The organism is Nonomuraea sp. NPDC003214, assembly GCF_053590035.1.
In genome coordinates this window covers 133,378-157,848 of sequence record NZ_JBSFSX010000004.1, presented here as the reverse complement: position 1 = coordinate 157,848, position 24,471 = coordinate 133,378, and the positions used below count along the sequence as shown (strand labels likewise).

Annotated in this window: 27 protein-coding genes and 1 pseudogene; 13 read left to right on the top strand and 15 right to left on the bottom strand. The window is 73.0% G+C overall.

The genetic code is table 11. The features are described from left to right. Positions 1–49: 49 nt before the first annotated feature. Positions 50–262 carry a dodecin gene (locus ACWDXC_RS13165; RefSeq protein ID WP_049573305.1) on the bottom strand — a complete coding sequence of 71 codons (213 nt, stop codon included), beginning with the start codon at positions 260–262 and terminating at the stop codon, positions 50–52. Positions 263–361: 99 nt separating this feature from the next. Between ACWDXC_RS13165 and ACWDXC_RS13160 the strand changes: the two genes are divergently transcribed. Beyond that, complete coding sequence (locus ACWDXC_RS13160) at positions 362–676, top strand: DUF3099 domain-containing protein (RefSeq protein WP_219505599.1); 315 nt, start codon at positions 362–364, stop codon at positions 674–676. Between the two features lie 317 nt (positions 677–993). Here the strand turns inward: ACWDXC_RS13160 and ACWDXC_RS13155 are convergent, their stop codons facing one another. The 5 genes and pseudogenes from ACWDXC_RS13155 to ACWDXC_RS13135 form a co-directional block, all read right to left on the bottom strand. Beyond that, positions 994–1,440 (bottom strand): DUF6457 domain-containing protein, encoded by a 447-nt coding sequence (locus tag ACWDXC_RS13155; RefSeq protein WP_449982030.1) that lies wholly within the window; start codon positions 1,438–1,440, stop codon positions 994–996. A gap of 561 nt (positions 1,441–2,001) precedes the next feature. Then, a pseudogene (gene mobA, locus ACWDXC_RS13150) lies at positions 2,002–2,343 on the bottom strand (molybdenum cofactor guanylyltransferase); the annotation flags it as partial. Beyond that, on the bottom strand, positions 2,340–3,434 hold the full coding sequence (locus tag ACWDXC_RS13145; protein ID WP_449981223.1) for a P1 family peptidase: 1,095 nt from the start codon (positions 3,432–3,434) through the stop codon (positions 2,340–2,342). The pseudogene mobA and the gene ACWDXC_RS13145, both read right to left, overlap by 4 nt. After that, a complete protein-coding gene (gene moaA, locus ACWDXC_RS13140) occupies positions 3,435–4,424 on the bottom strand; it encodes a GTP 3',8-cyclase MoaA (protein ID WP_449981221.1) in 990 nt (329 codons plus the stop codon). It lies immediately after the preceding gene. 59 nt (positions 4,425–4,483) lie between these two features. Continuing rightward, entirely contained in the window at positions 4,484–5,239 is a 756-nt protein-coding gene (locus ACWDXC_RS13135; protein WP_449981219.1) for a phosphotransferase, read from the bottom strand. A gap of 95 nt (positions 5,240–5,334) precedes the next feature. On the opposite strand from ACWDXC_RS13135, the gene ACWDXC_RS13130 reads away from it, so the two are divergent. Next, positions 5,335–6,489 (top strand): RtcB family protein, encoded by a 1,155-nt coding sequence (locus tag ACWDXC_RS13130; RefSeq protein ID WP_449981217.1) that lies wholly within the window; start codon positions 5,335–5,337, stop codon positions 6,487–6,489. A 4-nt stretch (positions 6,490–6,493) separates the two neighbouring features. Next, positions 6,494–6,949 (top strand): type II 3-dehydroquinate dehydratase, encoded by a 456-nt coding sequence (aroQ, locus tag ACWDXC_RS13125; protein ID WP_364170154.1) that lies wholly within the window; start codon positions 6,494–6,496, stop codon positions 6,947–6,949. Here aroQ and ACWDXC_RS13120 read toward each other — a convergent pair. From ACWDXC_RS13120 to ACWDXC_RS13105, 4 genes are read right to left on the bottom strand one after another with little or no spacing between them, the layout of a single operon-like run. Beyond that, positions 6,924–8,135 (bottom strand): RNA polymerase sigma factor, encoded by a 1,212-nt coding sequence (locus ACWDXC_RS13120; RefSeq protein ID WP_364170151.1) that lies wholly within the window; start codon positions 8,133–8,135, stop codon positions 6,924–6,926. The genes aroQ and ACWDXC_RS13120 overlap by 26 nt on opposite strands. Then, a complete protein-coding gene (locus ACWDXC_RS13115; protein ID WP_364170149.1) occupies positions 8,132–8,476 on the bottom strand; it encodes a YciI family protein in 345 nt (114 codons plus the stop codon). Before ACWDXC_RS13115 ends, ACWDXC_RS13120 begins: the two co-directional genes overlap by 4 nt. A 52-nt stretch (positions 8,477–8,528) precedes the next feature. Continuing rightward, positions 8,529–9,725, bottom strand: a complete 1,197-nt coding sequence (locus tag ACWDXC_RS13110; RefSeq protein ID WP_449981214.1) for an IucA/IucC family C-terminal-domain containing protein — start codon at positions 9,723–9,725, stop codon at positions 8,529–8,531. Then, positions 9,712–10,857, bottom strand: coding sequence for an alanine racemase (locus ACWDXC_RS13105; RefSeq protein ID WP_449981212.1), 1,146 nt, complete (start codon positions 10,855–10,857; stop codon positions 9,712–9,714). Before ACWDXC_RS13105 ends, ACWDXC_RS13110 begins: the two co-directional genes overlap by 14 nt. A gap of 168 nt (positions 10,858–11,025) precedes the next feature. Here ACWDXC_RS13105 and ACWDXC_RS13100 point away from each other — a divergent pair, with 168 nt between their 5' ends. The 4 genes from ACWDXC_RS13100 to ACWDXC_RS13085 are packed head-to-tail and all read left to right on the top strand — an operon-like array spanning position 11,026 to position 14,906. Continuing rightward, the gene (locus ACWDXC_RS13100) at positions 11,026–11,940 is read left to right on the top strand and encodes an ABC transporter ATP-binding protein (protein ID WP_449981210.1); all 915 of its coding nucleotides are present in this window, start codon (positions 11,026–11,028) and stop codon (positions 11,938–11,940) included. Beyond that, a complete protein-coding gene (locus ACWDXC_RS13095) occupies positions 11,937–12,719 on the top strand; it encodes an ABC transporter permease (protein WP_449981208.1) in 783 nt (260 codons plus the stop codon). Before ACWDXC_RS13100 ends, ACWDXC_RS13095 begins: the two co-directional genes overlap by 4 nt. 55 nt (positions 12,720–12,774) lie before the next feature. Next, positions 12,775–13,464, top strand: coding sequence for a response regulator transcription factor (locus tag ACWDXC_RS13090; protein ID WP_449982028.1), 690 nt, complete (start codon positions 12,775–12,777; stop codon positions 13,462–13,464). Further along, a complete protein-coding gene (locus tag ACWDXC_RS13085; RefSeq protein ID WP_449981206.1) occupies positions 13,461–14,906 on the top strand; it encodes a sensor histidine kinase in 1,446 nt (481 codons plus the stop codon). The genes ACWDXC_RS13090 and ACWDXC_RS13085 overlap by 4 nt, the downstream gene beginning before the upstream one ends. 202 nt (positions 14,907–15,108) lie before the next feature. On the opposite strand, the gene ACWDXC_RS13080 is transcribed toward ACWDXC_RS13085, so the two are convergent. The 5 genes from ACWDXC_RS13080 to ACWDXC_RS13060 form a co-directional block, all read right to left on the bottom strand. Continuing rightward, entirely contained in the window at positions 15,109–16,800 is a 1,692-nt protein-coding gene (locus ACWDXC_RS13080; RefSeq protein ID WP_449981204.1) for an endo-1,4-beta-xylanase, read from the bottom strand. A 282-nt stretch (positions 16,801–17,082) separates the two neighbouring features. Next, the gene (locus ACWDXC_RS13075) at positions 17,083–17,286 is read right to left on the bottom strand and encodes a hypothetical protein (RefSeq protein ID WP_449981202.1); all 204 of its coding nucleotides are present in this window, start codon (positions 17,284–17,286) and stop codon (positions 17,083–17,085) included. Beyond that, on the bottom strand, positions 17,283–17,882 hold the full coding sequence (locus tag ACWDXC_RS13070; protein ID WP_308125777.1) for a TIGR00645 family protein: 600 nt from the start codon (positions 17,880–17,882) through the stop codon (positions 17,283–17,285). Before ACWDXC_RS13070 ends, ACWDXC_RS13075 begins: the two co-directional genes overlap by 4 nt. 24 nt (positions 17,883–17,906) lie before the next feature. Then, the gene (locus tag ACWDXC_RS13065) at positions 17,907–18,044 is read right to left on the bottom strand and encodes a hypothetical protein (protein ID WP_219505623.1); all 138 of its coding nucleotides are present in this window, start codon (positions 18,042–18,044) and stop codon (positions 17,907–17,909) included. Between the two features lie 73 nt (positions 18,045–18,117). Further along, complete coding sequence (locus tag ACWDXC_RS13060; protein ID WP_449981200.1) at positions 18,118–18,327, bottom strand: hypothetical protein; 210 nt, start codon at positions 18,325–18,327, stop codon at positions 18,118–18,120. 172 nt (positions 18,328–18,499) lie between these two features. On the opposite strand from ACWDXC_RS13060, the gene ACWDXC_RS13055 reads away from it, so the two are divergent. Genes ACWDXC_RS13055 through ACWDXC_RS13030 form a run of 6 tightly spaced genes read left to right on the top strand, consistent with a single transcriptional unit; the run spans position 18,500 to position 24,417 of the window. After that, positions 18,500–19,561 carry an ABC transporter ATP-binding protein gene (locus tag ACWDXC_RS13055; RefSeq protein WP_449981198.1) on the top strand — a complete coding sequence of 354 codons (1,062 nt, stop codon included), beginning with the start codon at positions 18,500–18,502 and terminating at the stop codon, positions 19,559–19,561. After that, positions 19,558–20,655, top strand: coding sequence for an ABC transporter ATP-binding protein (locus ACWDXC_RS13050; RefSeq protein ID WP_449981196.1), 1,098 nt, complete (start codon positions 19,558–19,560; stop codon positions 20,653–20,655). Before ACWDXC_RS13055 ends, ACWDXC_RS13050 begins: the two co-directional genes overlap by 4 nt. Continuing rightward, positions 20,652–21,539, top strand: a complete 888-nt coding sequence (locus tag ACWDXC_RS13045) for a carbohydrate ABC transporter permease (RefSeq protein WP_449981194.1) — start codon at positions 20,652–20,654, stop codon at positions 21,537–21,539. The genes ACWDXC_RS13050 and ACWDXC_RS13045 overlap by 4 nt, the downstream gene beginning before the upstream one ends. Then, complete coding sequence (locus ACWDXC_RS13040) at positions 21,536–22,357, top strand: carbohydrate ABC transporter permease (protein WP_219505634.1); 822 nt, start codon at positions 21,536–21,538, stop codon at positions 22,355–22,357. Before ACWDXC_RS13045 ends, ACWDXC_RS13040 begins: the two co-directional genes overlap by 4 nt. A gap of 3 nt (positions 22,358–22,360) precedes the next feature. Next, positions 22,361–22,636, top strand: coding sequence for a DUF2160 domain-containing protein (locus tag ACWDXC_RS13035; protein ID WP_219505636.1), 276 nt, complete (start codon positions 22,361–22,363; stop codon positions 22,634–22,636). A 23-nt stretch (positions 22,637–22,659) separates the two neighbouring features. Next, entirely contained in the window at positions 22,660–24,417 is a 1,758-nt protein-coding gene (locus ACWDXC_RS13030) for an ABC transporter substrate-binding protein (protein WP_364170115.1), read from the top strand. Positions 24,418–24,471 lie beyond the last annotated feature (54 nt).

Genomic DNA, 24,471 nt, shown 5'->3' with positions numbered 1-24,471 from the left:
CGCACGGAACCGTGACAGAGACGGCGTTTCCCGGGCTGTCAGGGCGTGCTCAGGCGTCTTCCAGCCTGAAGCCGACCTTCATCCCGACCTGGAAGTGCGCCACCTCTCCCCCCTCGATGTGGCCGCGCACCTCCGTCACTTCGAACCAGTCGAGATGGCGCAGGGTCTGCGAGGCGCGCCGGATGCCGTTGCGGATGGCCTCGTCGACGCTCTCCCCCGAAGTGCCGACGATCTCGGTCACCCGGTACGTTCGGTCCGTCATGTCCACATCCTCCTTACTAGAAGGCCATGATCGCATGACCTGTGCTCCCAGGGGGGTGCGCCTTCGCGAGCGCCCCGTCCGAGGTCTACGGTGGGAAACATGAGGGGTTGGCGCAGGAAAGAGGCGGTTCACCAGGTGACGGACGCCCGTCCGTCGCTCACCGCCGACGTCCATCGGCGCGAGATCAGCTACCTGGTCAAGATGGGCATCCGGACGATCTGCCTGATCCTGGCGGTCGTGGTGCCGGTGCCGTGGCCCTACCGGCTGCTGTTCATCGCCGGGGCCGTCTTTTTGCCATACATAGCGGTAATCGGGGCCAATGAGAGGGGGAGGGACGCCCCACCTCCCACCTTTCACACACCCGAAGCTAACCAAAGCGAGATACCGCTGCACCGACGCGAGATCGGGTCGTGACTAAGTCTTGACGCATCCCATGGGTTGTAGGTGTACGCTTTAGGCAAGCGCTCCGGTCCCCCGTCGGAGTGCTGGTGCCGGCGTTCCGGGCCCCCGTCGGAACGCCGATGAAGCGACGCCGGGTGGTTTGCCCCCGTAACCACCCGGCGTCGCCCTTTTTCCAGGTAAAGCGTCGCATTAGATGATCTGTTCGACGCGCGCCCCCCGTATTGGATAGGGCTGCTTTCCCGAAATCGTTTACACCCCGCCCTGGCCGTATTTCACAGGAAATCTTCAGGTTCGGGCGGGGCGCTTGACAGCGGTAGTTCGTTCCAGTGTCAGCTGTCCGTCAGCGTCTCGGCCGTCGCCTCGCCCCAATTGCGGGCCAGCGTCGTCAGCCGCGCCACGGCCTCCTCAGGCGCCGTGCCGGCCCCCTCGGCCAGCCCCAGCAGGTACGCCGTCAGCGGCGCCGCCGGCCTCGCGACCCCGTGCGCCACCTCCTTGGTCAGCTCCAGGATCTGGTCCCGGTCCACCCGCGCCGGGTCGATGCCCAGCTCCTTGCAGGCCAGCGCGGTCCATTCGGCCAGTACGTTCATCCGTGCCTCCTCGAGGTCGTCCACAGTGTCGCAGTCGAACCATGCCCGGCGCGGCAACGCCACCCGGGCCCGTGCCAGCGGCGCCAGCAGCCCGCGCAGCGACCGCCCCTCATAGCGGCCCAGCGCCTCCCGCAGCCCCGCCACGTCCCACACGCCCAGCAGCCACTGCTCCCGCCCCTCCCCATCCACCGCCACCACCCCACCGCCCGGCCCAACCCCGGAACCGCCCCCAGCCGGTACGGGCCGACCAGCGTTGCCTGACGCCGCCCGTACCAAGGAAGCGCCCCCCACCCGGGAAGGCCCGGACAGCCCGGACACCGCCCCAGACGGGCCGGACGCCGTTCCGGGCTGACCGGACGCCGCCTCGGGCCGACCGGAGGCACCCGGTGGCGTGTGAGGCTCCTCCCCTCCGGAGGGAGCGCCCGCCACCGTGGGAGGCCCGGGCGGGCCCGAGGCCGCCCCAGACGGGCCGGGCGCTGCCTCGGGCCGACCGGAGGCACCCGGTGGCGTGTGAGGCTCCTCCCCTCCAGAGGGAGCGCCCGCCATCGTGGGAGGCCCGGCCGGGCCCGAGGCCGCCCCAGGCAGGCCGGACCCCGCCCCGAGCCGACCGGAGGCGCCTGGCGCCGGAGGAGGTTCCGGTCCCTCGGAGGGAGCCTCCACCATCCGGGAAAGCCCGGACGGGGCGGTCTGTCCGGTGGGGGCGTCCGTCGCCGCCAGGTGTGCGGGCCGGTCTGGCGCTGTCGCAAGGTGGGGCGGCAGGGAGTGGGCTGCGGTGAGGAGGGTGGTGAGGTGGTGGACGTTCAGGAAGGGGAGGTCGGCGGCGAGGAGGATCACCCAGGGGGCCGTGACGTGGGCGAGGCCGGCGCGCAGGGCGGGGATCGGGCCCGCGCCCGGCGGGTCCTCGCGCGTGAACAGGACGCCGGGCAGGTCACGGGGCGGGCCGACGACGATGACGCGCCCGGCGGCGGGGACGGCCGCGACGACGTTCTCGACCAGCGAGCGGCGGCCGACGTCGAGGCCGGGCTTGTCGAGGCCGCCGAGGCGGCGGGCCTGGCCCCCGGCGAGGATCACCGCGTCGTACCCGGGCGTCATGGCGCCGCGCCCGGGAGGGGGACGGCGTGGGCGGTGCGGCCGTGCACGCCGGTGGTCGTCGTGGCGGTGAACAGGGAGTTGAGCACGGCCTCCTCGACGGCGTCGAGCGTCGCCTCGAACAGCGGGCTCAGCGAGGCGTCCGGCACGGGGGCGGCGCCGGGGCGGACGCTGAAGGCGATGCCGTAGTCACCGCTGCCGTGGGTGTAGGCCGCGCCGACCCGGGCCAGGGCGAAGACGGCGCGCCGTGCCACCCGGGTGAGCTGCCGCGCGTCCAGCGGCGCGTCGGTGGCGACCACCACCATGCACGACCCGGCCTCCCCGTCGTCACCGGCCGCCACGGGGGCGGGGAGAGGCGCTGGAGCGGCACCCGGTGCCGGGGAGCCGGTCGACGGCCGGTCCGTCTCGAGGGGGCCGGCGGGCGACGGCAGGGGCCGGCCAGGGAGTGGCGTGACCGCCGGGGATCGGCCCGGCTGCCCAGGGGTGGCCGGGGGGAGGCGGAGGGTGCCGGCGAAGTTGGCCTGGACGAGGGCGCCCACGGTGTACGGGGGGACGAGGCGGGAGGAGGTGCCGATCCCGGCCTTGTGGCCGAGCGCCACGGTGCCGGTGCCCGCGCCGACGCAGCCTTCAGGGACGGCCCCGCCGGTCGCGGTGTCGATGGCCTCCAGCACGTGCGCCTCGGTGATGGGCCGGGCGCGGATGTCCGACAGGTGGCCGTCGTTGCACTCCCCCACGACCGGGTTGAAGGTGCGTACGCCGGCGCAGTCGGGCCGGGCGAGCATCCAGGTGACGAGCGCGTCGGCGGCGCGGAAGGCGGACAGCGTGGCGGTCAGGACGACGGGTGATTCCAGGAGGCCGAGCTCGGCGAGCTGGGTGGCGCCGATGAGCTTGCCGTGGCCGTTGCCGGTGAACACGCCGGCGGGCAGCGGGCTGACCGGGGTGGCGCCGGGGACGACGGCGGTGACGCCGGTGCGGATGCCGGGGTCGCGGACGACGGTGCGGTGGCCGACGCGGACGCCGGGCACGTCGGTGATGGCGTTGTGCGCGCCGGGCCGGCCGGCGAGCGGGAGGCCGAGGTCGCGCGCTCTGGGCACCTAGCCGCCGATCGCCGACATGGGCCGGGCGGGCTGGAGGAAGGACGGGTCGTCGATGCCGTGGCCGGGGCGCTTGCGGGCGACGGCGGCGAGCCAGCGCTGGGCGAGGTCGTCGTCGGTGGCGCCGGCGCGCATGGCGGACTTGAGGTCGGACTCCTCGGTGGCGAACAGGCAGTTGCGGATCTGCCCGTCGGCGGTGAGCCGCACGCGGTCGCAGGCGCCGCAGAACGGCCGGGTGACGGAGCCGATGACGCCGACGCGGCCGGGGCCGCCGTCGACGAGGAAGCGTTCGGCGGGGGCGCTGCCGCGGTCCTCGCTCTCGTCGGGGGTGAGGGTGAACGCGGCCGACAGCAGGTCGAGGATCTCGTCGGCGGTGACCATGGTGTCGCGGCTCCAGCCGTGCTGGGCGTCGAGCGGCATCTGCTCGATGAAGCGCAGCTCGTAGCCCTGTTCCAGGCAGTAGCGCAGCAGCGGGACGGCCTCGTGCTGGTTGACGCCGCGCATGAGCACGGCGTTGACCTTGACGGGGCGCAGGCCGGCGTCGTGGGCGGCGGCCATGCCGGCGATCACGTCGGTGAACCGGTCGCGGTGGGCGAGTTTCTTGAACGTGTCGCGGTCGAGGGTGTCGAGCGAGACGTTGACGCGGCCGAGCCCGGCGGCGGCGAGGGGGGCGGCCAGGCGGGCCAGGCCGATGCCGTTGGTGGTGAGCGACACCTGGGGGCGCGGGGTGAGCGCGGTGGTGCGGGCGACGATGTCGGGCAGCTCGCGGCGCAGCAGCGGCTCGCCGCCGGTGTAGCGGACCTCGCGGATGCCGAGGCGTTCGACGCCGATGGTGACGAGCCGGACGATCTCGTCGGCCGTGAGGAGCTGGGAGTTGGGCAGCCAGTCGAGACCCTCGGGCGGCATGCAGTAGGAGCAGCGCAGATTGCACTTGTCCGTGAGCGACACCCGCAGATCCGTCGCCACCCGTCCGAACGAGTCTCGCAACATGGGGCGTCACCTCCTGTCGTTCGCCAGAGGCCCAGCCTACGTCGGCCTTAGGTGCTGTCTCAAAACGCATACCGCTGTACGTGCCGGGCGTCGGCGAGGTACAGCTCGGGGTGGCCGTCGGCGAGGTGGGCGGCGAAGGCGGCGTCGCCGGCGGCGGCGCGTTCGCGGATGTGGCGGGCGAGCCCGTGCAGGACGCGGACGAGGGTGCCGGGCAGCGCCCGCCGGTCGGCCTCGGGCAGCCCGTAGGCGTCGCAGAACAGCCGCAGCCGCCGGATCTGCTCGGCGACGGGCGGCGGCTCCTCGCCGTGGCCGCCGAGGGTGATGGGGACGAAGCGGTAGGCGGCGTGGGCGACGTCCCACAGGCGGGGCGCGGGGTGCGCGGTGTCGAAGTCGATGAACGCGACGGGCACGCCGTCGCGGAAGACGCAGTTGTACGGGGCGACGTCGCCGTGGCAGACGACCTCGGCGGGCTCCTTGGGCGCGAACTGCCAGCGGGCGCCGTCCGGCGGGACATAGCCGATGGTGGCGTCGTGGTAGTCGCGCAGCAGCGCGGCCACGGCGGTCAGCGTGGCGTCGCTCCAGGTGGAGGCGGGCGCCGGGTAGTGGGCGACGACGCCGGGCACGTAGTCGAGGATCTCGCGCCCGCGCTCGTCGAGGCCGTGGGCGCGGGGCGCGCCGGTGAAGCCGCGGGCGGCCAGGTGGGTGAGCAGGCCGTGCACGGCGGGGGTCCACGGCGCGGCGGGGCGGCGGACGGTGTCGCCGGCCCGGACGACCTCGTTGACCCCGCCTCCGGCCAGCGGTTCTTCGGCGATCACGGCGGCGATCGTAACAAGCCGGCGGGGTAAAATGAGTGGGTTTTCACCTGCGCCCCCGGCAGACTGGATCAAGAACGAACCGAGGAGATCCACTCATGCCGCACCAGCCCGCACCGAACCTGCTGTCCTGGGCCAGCGAGATCGACGAGGGAACGATCACGCAGGCCGCCCGCGCCGCCCGCCTGCCGTTCGTCTCCGGGCACGTCGCTCTCATGCCCGACGCGCACGTCGGCATCGGCGCGACGGTCGGCTCGGTCATCCCCACCGAGGGCGCGATCATCCCGGCCGCCGTCGGCGTCGACATCGGCTGCGGCATGGTCGCGACCGAGACCACGCTCACGGCCGCCGACCTGCCGGCCACGCTCGACGCGCTGATGCCGCTGGTGGAGCGCCGCATCCCGGCGGGTGTCGGCAAGGGCCACGAGGACCCGTCGGTCGACCGGGCGCTGAGCGAGCTCGGCCGTCCGCGCACGGAGCTGACGGGCAAGCAGGAGGCGACGGTGTCGCGCCAGTTCGGCACGCTCGGCTCGGGCAACCACTTCGTCGAGGTGTGCCTGGACGAGCGCGACCGGGTGTGGACCGTGCTGCACTCGGGTTCGCGCGGCATCGGCAACCAGCTCGCGACCAGGCACATCGCCGGGGCCAAGAACCTGATGCGGCGCCAGGCGATCGGGCTGGAGGACCCGGACCTGGCGTACCTGGTGCAGGGCACGCCGGAGTTCGACGCCTACATCGAGGACATGCTGTGGGCGCAGCGCTACGCGATGGCCTCGCGGGCCCGGATGGACCGGGTCCTAATCGACGCCCTGTTCCGCGTCGTGGGCACGGGGCGGAGGGTGCGGACCATCAACTGCCACCACAACTTCACCCAGCTGGAGGAGCACCACGGCAAGAGGCTGTGGATCACCAGGAAGGGCGCGATCAAGGCCGACACCGGTGACGAGGGCGTCATCCCGGGCTCGATGGGGACGCGCTCGTACATCGTGAGCGGGCGCGGCAACCCGGAGTCGTACCACTCGTGCGCGCACGGGGCGGGGCGGCGGATGTCGCGCACCAGGGCCAAGCGGGAGCTGTCGGCCTCGTCGCTGAAGGCGGCGATGCGGGGCCGCACCTGGAACGAGGACCGCGCGGCGGCGCTGGTGGACGAGCACCCGGAGGCGTACAAGCCGATCGACCAGGTGATGGAGGACCAGAAGGACCTGGTGACGGTGCGGCACACGCTGCGGCAGGTGTTCAACTACAAGGGCTGACACAATGGCGGGCGTGACGACCGTGTACGTGTTCAACGGCCCCAATCTCAACCTGCTCGGCACCCGCAGGCCGGAGGTCTACGGGACGGCCACGCTGGCCGACGTGGAGGCGCTGTGCCGCGAGGAGTGCGCGGCGGCCGGCGTGGAGCTCGACTTCCGGCAGTCCAACCACGAGGGCGACCTCGTCGACTGGATCCAGGAGGCGGGCGCGGCGGTGAAGGCGGGCCGGGCGGTGGGCGCGGTGGTCAACGCGGGCGCCTACACGCACACGTCGGTGGCGCTGCACGACGCGATCGAGGGGGCGGAGCTGCCGGTGGTGGAGGTGCACATCTCCAACGTGCACCGGCGTGAGCCGTTCCGGCACCGCTCGTACCTGTCGCCGGTGGCGGCGGGGATCGTGGTGGGGTTCGGGGTGCGCGGCTACGCGCTGGCGATCAGGGGGCTGTGCCCGCCCAGCTGATGCGCTCCTCCAGCAGGGCCTGCTGGGCGGGGTTGGCGGTCAGGCGCAGGGCGCGCTCGTCGGCCTCGCGGGCCTCGCCTGGCCGGCCGAGGTCGCGCAGCAGCTCGGCGTGGGTGGCGTGATAGAGCGGATAGCGGTCGAGCGCGGCCCGCAGGTCCTTCAGCTCGCCGAGCGCGGCCTCGGGGCCGTCGGCGTGGCGCACGGCGACGGCGCGGTGCAGCCGGGTGACGGGTGAGGGCGCGAGCCGCAGCAGCATGTCGTAGAGGACGACGATCTGCCGCCAGTCGGTGTCGTCCCAGCGGGCGGCCTCCGCGTGGCAGGCCGCGATGGCGGCCTGGAGCTGGTACGGGCCGGGCGCGCGGTGGCGGCGGGCGGTGCGGGTCAGCAGGGCGGTGGCCGCGGCGATGGCGTCGTGGTCCCAGCGGGACCGGTCCTGGTCGCGCAGCAGCACGAGGCCGCCGGAGTCGTCGAAGCGGGCGGCGTCGCGGGCCCGGTGCAGCCGGATGAGCGCGAGCAGCCCGGCGGCCTCGGGTTCGGCGGGCATCAGCCCGGTCAGCAGCGAGGCGAGCCATTCGGCGTCGTCGACCAGGTCGCGCGAGTGGGCGCGCTCGGCGGTGCTGGACAGGTAGCCCTCGTTGAACAGCAGGTAGATGACGGCCAGCACCTCGCGCACGCGGGCGGGCAGCTCGCCGGCGGCGGGCACCCGGTACGGGATCCCGGCGTCGGCGATCTTCTTCTTGGCGCGGGTGATGCGCTGGGCGACGGTCGTCTCGGGGGCGAGGAAGGCGGCGGCGATCTGGCCGGTGGTGAGCCCGCACACCACGCGCAGGGTGAGCGCGATCTGCGCGGCCCTGGGCAGCGCCGGGTGGCAGCAGGTGAACATGAGCCGCAGCCGCCCGTCGGGCTCGGCCGGGGCGGGGTCGCGCAGCAGCTCCAGCTTGGCCCGGTAGACGGACTCGCGGCGCAGCACGTCCAGGCCGCGGCGGCGGGCCACCGTGTGGAGCCAGGCGTCGGGGCGGTCCGGGATGCCCTCGTCCGGCCAGCGTCGCAGCGCGGTCTCGACCGCGTCCTGGACCAGGTCCTCGGCGGCGGAGAAGTCGCCGAGGAGCGACACCAGCGAGGCGGCGAGCCGGCCCGCGTGCTCGCGCACCACGCGGGCCAGCTCGTCGGCGGGCGCGCCCGTCACCGTTCGACGGGCCTGATCTCGACCGTCGGGCAGGCGGGCCAGGTGCGGACCATGGCCAGGGCCTCGTCGAGGTCGGCCACGTCGATCTCGGCGAAGCCGCTGACGACCTCCTTGCCCTCCATGAACGGCCCGTCGGTGATGACGGGCTCGCCGCCGCCCTCCAGGCGGACGGTGGTGGCGGTGTGCGGCGGCGCGAGCTTGCTGCCGCCGGTGATCCGGCCGGCGTGGTCGGCGAACCACTGCTCGACCTTGCGTACGGCCTCGGCGCGCTCGTCGTCGGTCATGGCGGCCAGGTCCTTGGTGAACTGCTCGGTGTCCATGAACATCAGCACGTATTTCACGACATTCCCCTTCCCGTGGGTCTCACCTGTAAGACGAACGGGAGCGCGCCCGTCACGACACCGGCCGCCAGGCGGGCGGCTCGCCGGTGTCGGTCAGGTCCCAGGCGCCGTTCGCGCGCAGGCGGTCCTCGTAGTAGTGGACAGTGGCGGGCATGGGCACGCCGGTGGCGAAGGCGGCGCGGGCGGCCCGCCTGAGCCGTTCCGGCGGCACGCCGAGCGCGGCCTCGGCGACGGCGGCGAGGCGTTCGAGCGCGTGGTGGCCGAGGAAGCTGTCGTAGGCGAGGCTGAAGACGCTCTCGCGCGGCTGCCGGACGTCGCGGGAGATCACGTTGACGGGCGGCAGCTCGCGGGCGAGGCCGAGGTCGTGGCGGGTGCGGGGGTCGACGTAGACGCCGCAGTCGCGGTAGAGGACGGCCGTGCGCCCGCCGTCGTCGAAGGCGAACAGCGTGTTCTGGCCGTGCGGCTCCAGGACGCATCCCGTACGGGTCAGCGCCCGGCACCACAGCTCGACCATCGGGGTGACGACGCGGCGGGCCAGCCAGTCGCCGGGGTCCTCGCGGCTGCGGGCCACGAGCTGCTCCATCAGCGTCGGGTCGCCGGGCCGCCGCACGTCGTGGCCGTACAGCGCGAACAGCGGCACGGTGAACGGCAGGCCGCCGGAGCGGGGGCGGGCCTCGCGCAGCAGGAAGCCCCACGCCTCACGCGGGTCGTCGCCGAGCACGCCGCCCGCCACCTCGGGCAGCACGGGCAGCCCGGCGGCCAGCAGCTCCTCGGCGGCCCAGAGCTGCACGGTGATGATCGGGCGGCGCAGCCGCCGGGTGAACCGCGACAGCCTGCGCGGGTAGTGCAGCTTGACGAAGTGCGGCTCGACGGGCTCGGCGCCGATCCGCTCGACGAACACGGTGCGGGCGTTGGCCGAGGGCACCACGGTCAGGTCGGGGCCGCGTTCGGCCAGCGCGTCGCGGCCGGGCAGGGCGGGGTGGGCGAGCGTCTCGGGGTGGACGGGCAGCAGGAAGCCGTCGCCGCGCCGGTAGAGCTTGGTGAGCGTGGACTCGACGGCGTTCGTCAGGAACGTCCCGGTGACGCGGAAGGTCGGCACGGAGAAGCGGGGGCGGCCGAGCTGCGGGTGGTAGGGCTCGGAGATCTCCAGGTCGGCGGAGAAGCTGCTGTAGGCGCGGGTGCCCCCGCCCAGGTAGCGCTCGGCGTGCTGCCAGGTGTGGAGGGGGTCTGCCGCGTCATCGAGGATCATCGCGTCCGTCCAGGTAGTGCAGGCCGGGGTGGGGGTGCATGAGGAAGTCGTGGTGGGACAGGTTCCACGCGTAGGCGCCGGCCAGGCCGAAGGCGATCAGGTCGCCGGGGCGCAGGCCGGTGACGGGGGCGTCGCGGTGCAGCACGTCCTTGGGGGTGCACAGCTGGCCGACGAGGGTGGCGCGGCCGGTCAGTGCGGGGCCCGCGCTCTCGCGGTGGATCACGGTGAAGGGCTGGTCGTGGCCGCGGGCGACGGGGGTGCGCAGGTGGTGGGTGCCGCCGCGCAGGACGGCGTAGTCGCGGCCGTGGTTGCGCTTGACGTCGAGGACGTCGGTGACGTACCAGCCGTCGTAGGCGGTCAGCGCGCGGCCGGGCTCGATCCGCAGCCGCGCCCCGCCGAGGCGGGACAGCGCGCCGGAGTAGGCTTCCCAGCCGAACCGCTCGTCCGGGGCGGCGTAGTCGACGCCCATGCCGCCGCCCAGGTCGAGCTCGGGGGCGGTGAGGTGCGGCAGGTGCGCGCCGATCCAGCCGAGCGCCCAGCGGGCGACCTCGGCGGCGAGCCGGGCCAGGCCGGCCGCGTCCTCCCGGGCCCAGGTGAGGTGAGTGTGCAGGCCGTGCACGCGGATCCGCGGCGCGTCCGCGAGCAGCGGCAGGCAGGCGGCCAGCCCGGAGGGGTCCATGCCGAACGGGGTGGCGGCGCCCTCGCCGGGCAGGCCGGGGTTGGCGCGCAGCAGCACGTCGGCTCCGCGCGGGCCGGCCAGCTCGATCAGGCGGGCCAGCTCGCGGGGGCTCTCGACGTGCAGCCGCTCGACGCCCGCCTCCAGGGCGAGGGCCAGCTCGGCGGGGGTCTTGCCGGGGCCGCTGAAGGCGATCCGGGCGTCCGGCGCGACCTCCCGCACGTGCGCCAGCTCGCCGCCGGAGGCGACCTCGAAGCCGTCCACGTACGGGCGCAGCGTCCGCAGGATCTCGGCGGCCGGGTTGGCCTTGACGGCGTAGAAGACCTCGGCCGTGCCGCCCATCGCGGCGCGCACGTCCGCGGCGTGCGCGGCCAGGCCGGGCAGGTCGTACACGTAGGCGGGCAGGCCGCCGGCGCCCGCCAGCCGCAGCGCCGCGGCGCGCACCCGCTGCCTCACGGGCCGTCGCCCCGTTCGCGTCTCCTCATCGGCTCATTGTTCCGCATGGGCGGGTCCTTCGGGTTTCCTGAGAGTGAACGGGACGGCTGCGGGCCGGCCGGGCGGGTTCCCAGAGTTCTCCCAGAAGCTCACAGAAGGCGGTCGGCCGGACCCGCCAGGATCTCGGCCATGACGACGATCGACGTAAGAGGGCTCACCAAGCGGTACGGGCCGGACACGGTGGTGGACGACCTGTCGTTCACCGTCTCCCCCGGGCAGGTGACCGGCTTCCTCGGCCCGAACGGCGCGGGCAAGTCCACCACGATGAAGATGATCATGGGGTTGGCGGCTCCCACGAGCGGGTCCGCCACCGTCGGCGGACGCCGCTACCGGGACCTGCCCGTGCCCCTGACCGAGGTGGGCGCGCTGCTCGACGCCGGGGCGGTGCACGGCGGCCGGACGGCGTACGACCACCTGCTGGCGCTCGCGGTGAGCAACGGCCTGCCCCGGCGCCGCGCGGACGAGGTGCTCGCCAGGACCGGGCTGGAGTCCGTGGCCGGCAAGCGGGCCGGCGGGTTCTCGCTCGGGATGCGGCAGCGGCTCGGCATCGCGGCGGCCCTGCTCGGCGACCCGGCTGTGCTGATCTTCGACGAGCCGGTGAACGGGCTCGACCCCGAGGGCATCCGCTGGATCCGCGACTTCATGCGCTCCCTCGCCCGGGAGGGCCGGGCCGTGCTGGTCTCCAGCCATCTCATGAGCGAGATGGCGCTGACCGCCGACCACCTGGTGGTCATCGGCCGGGGCCGGCTCATCGCCGACACCGGGATGGGCGAGTTCGTGCGCGGCGCCGGCGAGGGCTCCGTGCTCGTCCGCGCGTCCGGAGCGGACTCCTTCGCGCGCCGGCTGACCTCCGCCGGGGCCGCCGTGCGCGGCGGGCCGGAGTCGTCCCTCGTCGTCTCCGGCATGACGAGCGCGGAGATCGGCAAGCTCGCCGCCTACCACGGCGTCGAGCTGAGCGAGCTCACCCCGCAGCGGCCCTCGCTGGAGGACGCCTTCATGGAGCTGACCAGGGACAGCGTCGAGTACCAGGGGGCCCGGGCATGAGCTCCGTGCGCTTCACCCGCCTCCTGCACGCCGAATGGATCAAGCTGCGCGGGCTGCGTTCCACCTGGTACACGCTGGCCTGCCTGTTCGTGGTCGGGCTCGGCATCACGGGCCTGTCGATGAGCACGGCCGGGGCCGACCACGCGGCCCTGACCGAGGCGGAACGGCAGGCGTGGGACCCGACGAACCTCAGCCTGACGTCGTACATCGTCGCCCAGCTGATCATCGGCGTGGTGGGCATCCTGGTCGTCACCTCCGAGTACGCGACCGGGCTGATGGCGACGACGCTGACCGCCGCGCCCCGCAGGCACCGGCTGCTGGCGGCCAAGGTGGTGGTGGCGACCGCGATCGCCGTGGTGGCGGGGCAGGCGCTGATGCTCGCCTCCTTCCTCCTCGGCCAGGCCCTCCTCGCCGGTCAGGGCGTGCCGTACGCGCGGCTCGGCGACCCGGGAGTGTTCTCCGCGGTGGCGGGCGGCGGGGTCTACCTGGCGGCGATCGCGCTGCTGTCGGCCGGGCTCGGCACGATCATGCGGGCCACGGCGGGGGCGCTCGCCACGCTGGTGGGGATCGTCTTCCTGGTACCCGCCCTCGCGGGCCTGTTCCCGTCGTGGCTGCAGGGCCTCGTCGCCGTCTGGCCGACCAGGGGCGCCGCCGCGGTGCTCACGACGGTCCCCGACCCTGCCTACCCGCACCCGTGGCTGAACCTGGGCGGGATGTGCCTCGGCGTGGCCGCCGTGCTGGCCGCCGCGTTCGTGCTCTTCCGGCGCCGCGACGTGTGATGGGCGGGCACCGGGCTTCCGTATCCTGGCTGGCGTGGACGGATCAGGCCGGGCGATGACGCCCGAGGACGCCGAGCGGCTGCTGGTGGTGGACGACGAGGCCACCGTCCGCGAGCTGCTCGCGGCGACGCTGCGCTTCGCCGGGTTCCGGGTGACCTCGGTGGCGACCGGGACCGAGGCGGTCGCCGCGGCCGGCGCCGAACCGCCCGACCTGGTGCTGCTCGACGTGATGCTGCCGGACATGGACGGCTTCGAGGTGGTCCGGCGGCTGCGCGAGCGGGGGCCGGTGCCCGTCCTGTTCCTCACCGCCCGCGACCGCCAGGCGGACAAGGTCACCGGGCTCTCCCTCGGCGCCGACGACTACGTGACCAAGCCGTTCGACCTGGAGGAGCTGATCGCCAGGATCCGCGCGATCCTCCGCCGCACCTCCGGCCACCACGCCGGGGTGCTGAAGGTGGGCGCGCTCACGCTCGACGCCGACGGGCACCAGGTGACGCGGGAGGGGCGGCCGGTCCGGGTCTCCCCCACCGAGTTCCGGCTGCTGCGCTACTTGATGGAGAACGCCGGGCGAGTGGTGTCCAAGGCGCAGATCCTCGACCGGGTGTGGCGCTACGACTTCGGCGGCGACGCCAGCATCGTCGACACCTACATCTCCTACCTGCGGCGCAAGGTCGACGCCGGGGAGCCCAAGCTCATCCACACCGTGCACGGCGTGGGCTACGTGATGCGCGAGCCCCGGCGGTGAGGCGGCTGTCGCTGCGGGCCAGGCTGCTGCTGCTCACCGCGGGGCTGCTGCTGGCCGGGCTGAGCCTGGCCGGCGCGGTCGTCGCCGACCAGCTGGAGCGCTACCAGCTCGGCCGGCTCGACGGCCAGCTGCGCTCGCTCACCGCGCTCGTCTCCAGCGTGCCCGCCCCGGGGCCGCCCGACCTCGCGGACGCCGCCGCCCGGCCCGGCCTCCTCGCGCAGGGACTCGACGTGTTCGGCAGCCCGTACCTGGTCTCTCTGGACGCGGGCGGCGCGGTGGCGGCGAGCGTGCACTCCCCCAGGGTGGCCGCCGCGACGCTGCCGCGCCTGGAGGACCTGCGCGCGGTGCCCGCGGACGCGTCGGCCGCCGACCTGCCCGCCGCCGACGGCTCGGGCCGGTGGCGGGCCGTCGCCCGGCCGGCCGCCGGGCGGGGCGGGACGGTGATCGCGGCGGCGCCGCTGGCCGAGGCCGACGCGACCATCGCCCGGGTCCGGGTCAGCAGCGTGATCAGCGGCGCGGTGCTGCTCGTCCTGCTGACGGGGGCCGGCTGGTTCGCCCTCGGCCGGGGGCTGCGGCCGCTGCGCCGGATCGAGCACACCGCGGCCGCGATCGCCGGCGGCGACCTCAGCCGGCGGGTGCCCGTGCTGGCGCCGCCCGGCACCGAGATCGGGCACCTGGCGGCGTCGCTCAACACCATGCTCGGCCAGCTCGAACGCGCCTTCGCCGACCGGGCCGCGTCCGAGGCGCGGATGCGGGCGTTCGTCTCGGACGTCAGCCATGAGCTGCGCACGCCGCTGTTCGTCATCAAGGGCTCGGCCGAGCTGCACCGGATGGGCGCGCTGGCCTCCCCCGCCGACGTCGACGAGGCGATGCGGCGCATCGACCGCGAGGCCACCCGGCTCACCGCGCTCACCGAGGACCTGCTGCTGCTCGCCCAGCTCGACGAGGGCGCCGACGAGCAGCTCGACCTGGCCCCGATGGACCTGCGCACGCTCGCCAACGACGCCCGGCACGACCTGCGCGCCCTCGACCCGGCGCGTCCCGTCGAGGTCACCGGGCCCGACGGCGGGCCGCCCGGCCCGGCGCCGGTCCACGCCGACGAGGCGCGGCTGCGTCAGGTGGTCGCCAACCTGGTGGGCAACGCCGCCGCCCACACCCCGCCGGGCACCCCCGTGCGGATCGGCGTCGGCACGGCGGACGGCCGGGCGGTGCTCGACGTGGCGGACGAGGGGCCGGGGATGACGGCCGAGCAGGCGGGCCGCGTCTTCGACCGCTTCTACCGGACCGACCGCTCCCGCGACCGCTCGGTCGGCGCCGGCGCGGGGCTCGGGCTGGCCATCGCCCGCTCCCTCGCCCGCGCGCACGGTGGCGACGTCGAGCTGCGGACCGCCCTCGGCGAAGGCGCCCGCTTCCGCCTGACCCTCCCCCTCCTGGACCCCTGACGGCCCCGTGCGGACCGTACGGCTCCCGCTCCCGGCGGGATCGGCGTGACGTGACCGCGCGGGGCGGGTCTTCCGGGTCCGCGCGGTCCCGAAAGGGGCGGGCGCGCCCCCGCGTGGGGGCGCGCCCGTGGGAAGCCGCGCGGGCCGTACGGCTCCCGGTGCCGCTCCTCCCTCGGCCCGCGCGGAGATCAGGGGTACGCGGTCACGGCGAGGCGCAGGTGTAGCCCGAGGGCGTCTGCGTGTTGCCGCTGGGGCGGTTGACCTGGAAGCCGAAGCTGGTGGCGGCGTTGGCGGCCAGGGTGCCGTTGTAGGAGACGCTCTTGGCCGTCACCGTCTGCCCGCTGGTGGTCAGGGTGGCGTTCCAGGAGCCCGCGAGGGTGTGGCCGGCGGGCAGGGTGAAGGTGACGGTCCAGCCGTTGAGCGTGGCCGAGCCGGTGTTGGTGACGGTGACGGGCTGCACGACGTAGCCGTTGTTCCACTGGGTCTGGATGGTGCCCGTCGCGGTGCAGGGGCCGCCGGGGCCGCCGCCCGCGCTGGTCTCGAAGGTCACCGTCGCCGAGGGGGTGGACAGGTTGCCGGCGCCGTCGCGGGCGCGCACGTACACCTGGTACTCCGTGTCGGCCGTCAGGCCGGTGAGGGTGGTGGAGTTGGTGGCCGACTGGCCGAGCAGCGTGTCGGTGGCGCCCTGCTCGCGGTAGACGTTGTAGCCGGCCAGGCCGCTGCCGCCGGAGTCGGTGGAGGCCGCCCAGGACAGGCTCGCCGAGCTGCTCGTGACGCCGGAGGCCGCCGGGGTGCCCGGGGCGGTGGGCGGGGTGGTGTCGTTGCCGGTGCCGCCGGCGAGCGCGTCGTGCACGGCGGTGTAGGCCGGCTTGGTCTGGTAGTTCTCGTTGTAGATGAGCGCGGCGCCCTCGCCGGGGAACGTGTCGGGCACCCAGGAGTGCCTGTCGGTGATGCCCCAGATGGTGACGCCGGCGCAGGCGGTCACGGCGAGGCAGGCGTTGACGACGTTGCGGTAGTAGGTGGCCTGGGTGGCGTCCTTGGAGGCGTCGCGCGGCATCTGCATGCGCACGTCGAGCTCGGTGATGCGCACCTGGACGCCGAGGTCGGCGAAGCGCTGCAGGTTCTGCTGCAGGTCGTTGGGGAAGCCGTACTGGATGGCCAGGTGGCTCTGGAAGCCGACGCAGTCGACGGGCACGTTCTGCTGGCGCAGCGACCGGACCAGGTTGTACATGGCGGTGCTCTTGGCGTTGATGCCTTCGACGTTGTAGTCGTTGATGCACAGCCGGGCGTCGGGGTCGGCGGCGCGGGCGTAGCGGAAGGCGTCGGCGATGTAGCTCTGGCCGAGCGTGTTGTACCAGAACGAGCTGCGCAGGCTGCCGTTCTCCTCGAAGACCTCGTTGACCACGTCCCAGGAGACCAGGGCGGGGTTGTCGGCGTAGCGGCCGGCGACCGTGTCGATGTGGTTGCGCATGGCCTCGCGCATGGCGGTGGCGGACAGGTTCTGCACCCAGGTGGGGGTCTGGCTGTGCCAGACGAGCGTGTGGCCGTGGACCTGCTGGTCGTTCTGCTCGGCGAAGTTCATGATGGCGTCGGCGCCGGAGAAGTTGAACTGGCCCTGGCTGGGCTCGGTGGCGTCCCACTTCATCGCGTTCTCGGCGGTGATCTGGTTGAACTCGCCGGCCGCGAGGGTGCGGTACTGGGTCTCGTTCGACAGCGGCCCGGTGGCGAGGGCGGCGCCGATGAACTTGCCGCGTGCGGCGGCGTGCTGGCGCAGCGGCGCCGAGGCGTCGGCGGGGGCGGCCGGCGCCAGGAACACGGTGAGCAGGGCGAGGGCCGCCGCCGCCGTGAGGGTTCTGATCCGGGCTCCGGATCTGTTGAGCGTTGTCGAGAGCACGAGCACCTACCTCCGCGAAGTTCCGATCCCGAAAGTTTCAACAGCCCGGGACCCTTGCGGGGAAGGTATTGACATGCGGGAGCGCGGTCAATGCCGGGAACGGCTTCCCGCCATCGGCGCAGGTGGTGAGCAGAAATTATCGGACGCAATATGAAACTTTCATGCGCGGAGGCGCCGCGTGCCCGCCCCGCTGGGGGAGCTGGGGGCGGGCACGGGGTCCCGGTAGGTGGGTGGCCTGCCGGGAGCATGGCGGTCAGGCGCCGGTCCTGCGCCTCGTGCCGGTCATGCGTCGTCGTCGGAGACGCGCGAGGCGTCCGTGCACGTGCTGGATCCGGAGCTGAGCACGGGGAACAGCGCGCCGCAGGTGCTGACCGGCGCCGACACCGGCTCGACGATCTCGTCGTTGAAGATGATGATGTCGCCGAGGAGCGGTGGAGCCGGCTTCGCCGCCGCCGGGGACACCTGCGCGAGCAAGCCGACGATCACGCCGCCGATACCCGTTGCTGCGGCGAGGCGGAAGCCGGGTCGCCCGGCCGGTGCCGGCTCGGCCGGCTGTTCAGCATGATGCGGTCGATGAGGGCCAGCGCGACAGCCGAGACGATGAAGGTCAGATGAATCAAGGTTTTCCATAGCAGTTCCCTGTCGGTGACGGCCGGGCGGGCCGCGTTGATGAATATCTGCAGCAGGTGGATGGAGGAGATGCCGATGATGGCCATGGCGAGCTTGACCTTGAGCACGTTGGCGTTCACGTGGGAGAGCCATTGGGGCTGGTCGGGATGCCCCTCGATGCGCAGGCGCGACACGAACGTCTCGTAGCCGCCCACTATCACCATGATCAGCAGGTTGGAGATCATCACCACGTCCACCAGGCCGAGGACGATGAGCATGACGGTGGTCTCCGGAGGGTGGCCGCCGAACCCGAGCTCCACGAGGTGGATCAGCTCGGCCATGAACCGCCACACATAGACGACCTGTGCGGCGATGAGGCCCAGGTAGAGGGGTGCCTGGATCCAGCGGCTGAGGAACATGACGTAGCCGAGGCGCTTGAGCGGGCTGCGCCGCTCCCGGGGGGCGCCGGCCACGTGCAGAGGCAGGGGCGGGTGCATCTAGGACGTGAGGAGGTTGACGTGCTGGATGACGGTCTCCAGGCCGATCAGCGGCTCGCCGCCGGCGTCCGCCGCCAGGGGCGGCAGGACGATCGCGGCCGCCGTGAGGACGGCGACGTACAGGGTCCGCAGGTACAACGCTGCTCCTTGGGGTTGCTGGGCGGAACGGAAGCCTGCGGCCGGGACGGGGGCCGCCCCGGCCTGCCGAGGGTCAGGGCGCGGTCAGGCAGTTGACGCCGGGCACCTCGGCCGGGAGTCCCGGGGCCGAGGGGTCGACGAGGGTGGTGACCTCGCCGGCGCTGGCCGTGAGGCACTCGATGGCCCCGACCGGGTCGACGATGGCGTGGGCGGGCGCGGTGGCGGCGAGCAGGCCGCCGGCCACGAGGGCGGCGACGCCGGTCAGGCGAAGCGTGCGGTGCATGAGACCTCCTGGGTCCGGTAGGGGAACACCCCTGAACTGCTACCCACAGTAGTTTTTCAGTAACTCTCAGTACAGGAATTGACCGCGATTCTCATGTGCGCCGCCGCGAAAAAGACCCTTTGCACGCCTTTGTGGATCATGTTAACTGGAGGAGAAAAGGTGGCGATCTATCATGCTGCTCATCGACGGCGTCCGCGTACGGCAGCGCGGCGAGGTCTGGCTCGACGACATCAACCTGGAGTTACCGAGGGGGATGACCACCCTCCTGGGGCCGATGACGGCGGGCAAGACGACGCTCATGCGGGTCGTCGCCGGGCTGCATCCACCGGACACGGGGCGGGTGCTCGTCGGCGGGCGTGACGTCACCTCGGTCTCGGTGCGCCGCAGGTCGGTCGCCTTCGTCTACCAGCGTTTCATCAACTACCCGACGCTGACGGTGTACGAGAACATCGCCTCCCCGCTGCGCCTGGACCGGGCCTTCCCCCGCGAGTCGGTGGACCGGCGGGTGCGCGAGGTGGCCGAGCTGATGGGCATCGGCGAGCTGCTGGACCGGCGGCCCGGCGAGCTGTCCGGCGGCCAGCAGCAGCGCACCGCGATCGCCAGGGCGCTGGCCCGGCCGGTGGACGTGCTGCTGCTCGACGAGCCGCTGGCCAACCTGGACTTCAAGCTGCGCGAGCAGTTGCGCGCCGACCTCAAGGGCATGTTCGCGGACTCCCCCGGCGTGGTGCTGTACGCGACGGCCGACCCGAACGAGGCGCTGTCGTTCGGCGCCCCGGCGGTGGTGCTGGGCGAGGGCCGGGTCCTGCACACCGGCGACGTGGCCGCCCTGTACGCCGGGCCGCCGTCGCTGGCGGTCGCGGCGGCGCTCAGCGACCCGCCGCTCAACGTGCTGCCGGGCGTGGCGCGCGAGGGCGGCATCGACTGCCTCGGCGCGACCTTCCCCGCCCCCGCCGGGCTGCGGCCGGGCCGTGAGGTGGCGCTGGCCGTGCGCCCGCACCAGGTGGCCGTCGAGCGCCCGGGCGGCGGCGCGGTGGGCTTCCCCGCGGAGGTCCGGCTGGCGGAGGTGACGGGCGGGTCGACGTTCCTGCACCTGCTGCTGGACGGCGGCCCGCACGTGGTGGCCCACCTGCCCGGCACGCGGGCCTACGAACCGGGCGGCCGGGCGACCGCGTACGTGGACCCGGAGGACGTGTTCGTGTTCGAGTCGCGGCATGGCGGAGGACAATCTGCATGACTGACATCCGGCTGGAGGGCGTGGGACACAGCTACGACGGCGGCCGGACGTGGGCGCTGCGGCCGACGACGTGGACGTGGCGCGGGTCGCGGGCGTACGCGCTGCTCGGGCCGAGCGGGTGCGGCAAGACGACGCTGCTGAACATCGTCTCGGGGCTGCTCTCCCCCACCACCGGCCGGATCTGGTTCGGCGACCGGGACGTGACCGGGGTGCCGACGGCGGGGCGCAACATCGCGCAGGTCTTCCAGTTCCCGGTGCTGTACGAGGAGATGTCGGTCTACGACAACCTGGCCTTCCCGCTGCGCAACCGGGGCCTGGGCCGGGCGGAGACGGACCGGAGGGTGCGGGAGGTGTCGCGGCTGCTGGGCCTGGACGAGCATCTGCGGCGCCGGTCGCGGCGGCTGGACCCGGGCCGGCAGCAGATCGTCGCGCTGGGCCGCGGGCTGGTGCGGCCGGACGTGGCGGCGGTGCTGCTGGACGAGCCGCTGACCGTGGTCGACCCGGCGGTGAAGTGGGCGCTGCGCAGCAAGCTGAAGGAGATCCACCGCGACACCGGGCACACGCTGATCTACGTCACGCACGACCAGACGGAGGCGCTGACGTTCGCCGACGAGGTGGTCGTGCTCAACGAGGGGCGCATCGTGCAGGCGGGCGAGCCGGGCGAGCTGTTCCTGTCGCCGGCGCACGAGTTCGTCGGCCACTTCATCGGCTCGCCCGGCATGAACGTGCTGCCGGGCGAGCTGTCCGGCGGCGTGGTGCGGGTCGGCGGCACGGCGCTGGGGCGGGCCTCCGGCGACCTGCCGCCGGGGCCGGTGCGGATCGGGGTGCGGCCGGAGTTCGTCCGCCTGGGCGCCGGGCACGGCGGGCTGAACGGGCTGACGGGCCGGGTGACGGGGGTGGACCGGATGGGCGCCTACGACCTGGTGCACGCGGCGGTGGACGGGCACCCGCTCGTCGTCCGCGCGGAGGCCGGGACGGCGGTCACGGTGGGCGAGGCGGAGCCGCTGAGCTTCGCCGAGGGGCGCGCGTTCCTGTTCAGGGACGCCGTCAGGTGCGGGGTCGTCGAGCCGCTGGACGGGAGGCCCGGAGCGTGAGCGACAAGCGCCCGCCGGAGGTCAAGCGGCGCGACAACCGGGCCTGGTGGCTGGTGCTGCCGGTCGTGCTCTCGGTGGCGTTCACGGCGGTGATCCCGCTGATGACGGTCGTGAACTACTCGGTGCAGGACGTGTTCAGCCCGAACGACCGGATCTTCGTCGGGCTGGAGTGGTTCCGCGACGTGACCCGCGACCCGGAGGTGCGCGCGGCGTTCGGCCGCACGCTGCTGTTCTCGGCGCAGGTGCTGCTCGTCGAGATCCCGCTGGGCGTGGCGATCGCGGCGACGATGCCGCGCCACGGGCGCATCGCGGTGCCGGCGGCGCTGGTCGTGGTGGCGCTGCCGCTGCTCATCCCGTGGAACGTGGTCGGCACCATCTGGCAGATCTTCGCCCGACCCGACATCGGCCTGGGCGGCTGGGCGGTCAACCGGGTGCCGGGCGTGAACTTCAACTACACGCTCGACGCCACCGACGCGTGGATCACGGTGCTCGTCATGGACGTGTGGCACTGGACGCCGCTGGTGGCGCTGCTGGCGTACGCGGGGCTGCGGTCGATCCCGGACCCGTACTTCCAGGCGGCGCAGATCGACGGGGCGTCGGCGTGGGCGACGTTCCGGCACGTCCAGCTCCCGAGGCTGCGCGGGGTGCTGACGATCGCGATCCTGCTGCGGTTCATGGACAGCTTCATGATCTACACCGAGCCGTTCGTGGTGACGGGCGGCGGGCCGGGCAACGCCACGTCGTTCCTCAGCATCCTGCTGTCGAAGATCGCCGTCGGGCAGTTCGACCTGGGGCCGGCGGGCGCGTTCTCGCTGCTGTACTTCCTGGTGGTGCAGATCGCCTGCTACGTGTTCTTCACCGTGCTGACGAGGAGCGGCCGATGAGCGGGCGGGACGGGCGGCGGCTGCCGTGGGCGCGGACGGTGTTCTGGCTGTACGGGGCGACGCTGCTGCTGCCGGTGCTGTGGATGTTCGGCATGTCGATCCGCCCGAACCAGGACATCCTCGGAAGCTTCTCGCTGATCCCGCAGCGGGTGACGTTCGACAACTACGTCACGTTCTTCACGAACCCGGTGTGGTATTCGAGCTACCTGAACTCGATCGTCTACACGTCGATGAACGCGGTGATGTCGCTGGTCGTGGCGTTGCCGGCGGCGTACGCGTTCTCCCGCTTCCGCTTCGCCGGGGACCGGCACCTGTTCTTCTGGCTGCTGACGAACCGGATGGCGCCCCCGGCGGTGTTCCTGCTGCCGTTCTTCCAGATCTACCAGTCGGTCGGCCTGTTCGACACGCATCTGGGCGTGGCGATCGCGCACATGCTGTTCAACGTGCCGCTGGCGGTGTGGATCCTGGAGGGGTTCATGTCGGGCATCCCCCGCGAGATCGACGAGACGGCGGCGATCGACGGCTACTCGCTCCCCCGGTTCTTCGTGCGGATCTTCCTGCCGATGATCCGGTCTGCGATCGGCGTGACGCTGTTCTTCTGCTTCATGTTCAGCTGGGTGGAGCTGCTCATCGCCAGGACGATCACCTCGGTGAACGCCAAGCCGATCGCCGCCACGATGACGCGCACGGTGAGCGCGGCGGGCGTCGACTGGGGGCTGCTGGCGGCGGCCGGGGTGCTGACGATCGTGCCGGGCGCGATCGTCATCTGGTTCGTGCGCAACTACATCGCCCGCGGGTTCAGCCTGGGGAGGGTGTGAGCGGTGCTGGAGTGGATGGTGTGGACGGCGCCCACGGCGCTGGTGTTCGCCGGGCTGGCGCTGCTGCTGGCCGGGATGGCCGTCTGGGCGCGGATCTCGCCGCCGGTGGCGCGGCGCGGCTTCCTGCGCATCGAGACCGATCGGGGTGACCGGCTGTACATCGGCCTCGTCAGCGCCGCCGTGGTGCTCGCCGGGTGGATCGCGGTCAGCGACCTGTCCATGTGGCTCGCGCTGGCGCTCGCGGTCGTGGTGGTGCTGGTCATCGGCAGATGGGGCTGACCCGAGGAGGCGCAATGGCGTTCATGGCACGAGGTCCGGCCGTACCCGTCCTGCTGCTCGCCCTGGTGGCGGCGGGATGCTCGCAGGGGCAGGGAGGCGGTGGCGGCGAGTTCCGGGAGGCGGACGCGAAGGCGGCGGCGCAGCGGTGGGTGTCCACCGAGTTCACGCCGAGCACGCTGACGCGCGACCAGCAGCTGGCCGAGATGGACTGGTTCATGAAGGCGGCCCAGCCGTACCGGGGCATGGAGATCAACGTCGTGTCCGAGACGATCACCACGCACCAGTACGAGTCGCAGCGCCTGGCCAAGGCGTTCGGCGAGATCACCGGCATCCGGGTCAAGCACGACCTGATCCAGGAGGGCGACGTGATCGAGAAGCTGCAGACGCAGATCCAGGGCGACCAGAACATCTACGACGCCTACGTCAACGACTCCGACCTGATCGGCACGCACGCGCGCGGCGACTACGTCTTCCCGCTGTCGGACTACATGGCCGGCGAGGGCAAGGCCGTCACCTCGCCGACGCTCGACCTCGGCGACTTCATCGGCATCAGCTTCACGACCGGGCCGGACAAGAAGCTCTACCAGCTTCCCGACCAGCAGTTCGCCAACCTCTACTGGTTCCGCTACGACTGGTTCACCGACCCGGCGATCAAGAAGCAGTTCCGCGACGCCTACGGCTACGAGCTGGGCGTCCCGGTCAACTGGGCGGCCTACGAGGACATCGCGGAGTTCTTCACCTCGAAGGTCAACGGCGACGGCACGATCGACGGCGTCAAGGTGTACGGCCACATGGACTACGGGCGCAAGGACCCGTCGCTCGGCTGGCGGTTCACCGACTCGTGGCTGTCGATGGCGGGCAACGGCGACCCTGGCCTGCCGAACGGGCTGCCGGTGGACGACTGGGGCATCCGGGTGGAGAACTGCCGACCGGTGGGCTCGTCGGTCACCCGGGGCGGCGACACCAACGGCCCGGCGGCCGTCTACGCGCTGACCAAGTACGTCGACTGGCTGAAGCGGTTCGCGCCGAGGTCGGCGGCCGGGATGAACTTCAGCGAGGCCGGCCCGGTGCCCGCGCAGGGCAACATCGCCCAGCAGATCTTCTGGTACACCTCGTTCACCGCCGACATGACCAAGCAGGGGCTGCCGGTCGTCAACGCCGACGGCACGCCGAAGTGGCGCATCGCGCCGAGCCCGCACGGCGCGTACTGGAAGGAGGGCAACAAGCTCGGCTACCAGGACGCGGGCTCGTGGACGCTGCTGCGCAACACCCCGGCGGAGCGCCGCGCGGCGGCCTGGCTGTACGCGCAGTTCGTCACGTCCAAGACGGTGTCGCTGAAGAAGTCCATCGTCGGGCTGACCTTCATCCGCGACTCCGACCTGCGCAGCGACCACTTCGAGCGCAACGCGGACAAGTACGGCGGCCTGATCGAGTTCTACCGGGGCCCGGCGCGTGAGCAGTGGACGCCGACCGGGACGAACGTGCCGGACTACCCGAGGCTGGCGCAGCTGTGGTGGCAGAACGTGGCCACCGCCGTCACCGGGGAGACGACGCCGCAGCAGTCGATGGACAACCTGGCCAGGCAGCAGGACGACATCCTGTCGCGGCTGGAGAGGCGCGGCTACGGCGGGGCGTGCGCGCCCAAGCTGAACCCCGAGCGTGACGCGCAGCACTGGCTGGACCAGCCGGGCGCGCCCGCGCCGAAGCTCGCCGACGAGCGCGGCAAGCCCGAGACGCTCGACTACGACCAGCTCGTCGCCCAGTGGAAGAAGATCGACTGACGGCGGCCCCGGTTTCCGGCCGGAGACCTCAGGGCAGGACTCCGGCCAGGGGAT

Excerpts from the sequence above, each read along its gene's own strand:
- ACWDXC_RS13165 (WP_049573305.1), bottom strand. The coding sequence starts at position 262 with ATGACGGACCGAACGTACCGGGTGACCGAGATCGTCGGCACTTCGGGG.
- ACWDXC_RS13160 (WP_219505599.1), top strand. The coding sequence starts at position 362 with ATGAGGGGTTGGCGCAGGAAAGAGGCGGTTCACCAGGTGACGGACGCC.
- moaA (WP_449981221.1), bottom strand. The coding sequence starts at position 4,424 with ATGTTGCGAGACTCGTTCGGACGGGTGGCGACGGATCTGCGGGTGTCG.
- ACWDXC_RS13130 (WP_449981217.1), top strand. The coding sequence starts at position 5,335 with ATGCCGCACCAGCCCGCACCGAACCTGCTGTCCTGGGCCAGCGAGATC.
- aroQ (WP_364170154.1), top strand. The coding sequence starts at position 6,494 with ATGGCGGGCGTGACGACCGTGTACGTGTTCAACGGCCCCAATCTCAAC.
- ACWDXC_RS13110 (WP_449981214.1), bottom strand. The coding sequence starts at position 9,725 with ATGATCCTCGATGACGCGGCAGACCCCCTCCACACCTGGCAGCACGCC.
- ACWDXC_RS13100 (WP_449981210.1), top strand. The coding sequence starts at position 11,026 with ATGACGACGATCGACGTAAGAGGGCTCACCAAGCGGTACGGGCCGGAC.
- ACWDXC_RS13095 (WP_449981208.1), top strand. The coding sequence starts at position 11,937 with ATGAGCTCCGTGCGCTTCACCCGCCTCCTGCACGCCGAATGGATCAAG.
- ACWDXC_RS13090 (WP_449982028.1), top strand. The coding sequence starts at position 12,775 with ATGACGCCCGAGGACGCCGAGCGGCTGCTGGTGGTGGACGACGAGGCC.
- ACWDXC_RS13060 (WP_449981200.1), bottom strand. The coding sequence starts at position 18,327 with ATGCACCGCACGCTTCGCCTGACCGGCGTCGCCGCCCTCGTGGCCGGC.
- ACWDXC_RS13055 (WP_449981198.1), top strand. The coding sequence starts at position 18,500 with ATGCTGCTCATCGACGGCGTCCGCGTACGGCAGCGCGGCGAGGTCTGG.
- ACWDXC_RS13050 (WP_449981196.1), top strand. The coding sequence starts at position 19,558 with ATGACTGACATCCGGCTGGAGGGCGTGGGACACAGCTACGACGGCGGC.
- ACWDXC_RS13040 (WP_219505634.1), top strand. The coding sequence starts at position 21,536 with ATGAGCGGGCGGGACGGGCGGCGGCTGCCGTGGGCGCGGACGGTGTTC.
- ACWDXC_RS13030 (WP_364170115.1), top strand. The coding sequence starts at position 22,660 with ATGGCACGAGGTCCGGCCGTACCCGTCCTGCTGCTCGCCCTGGTGGCG.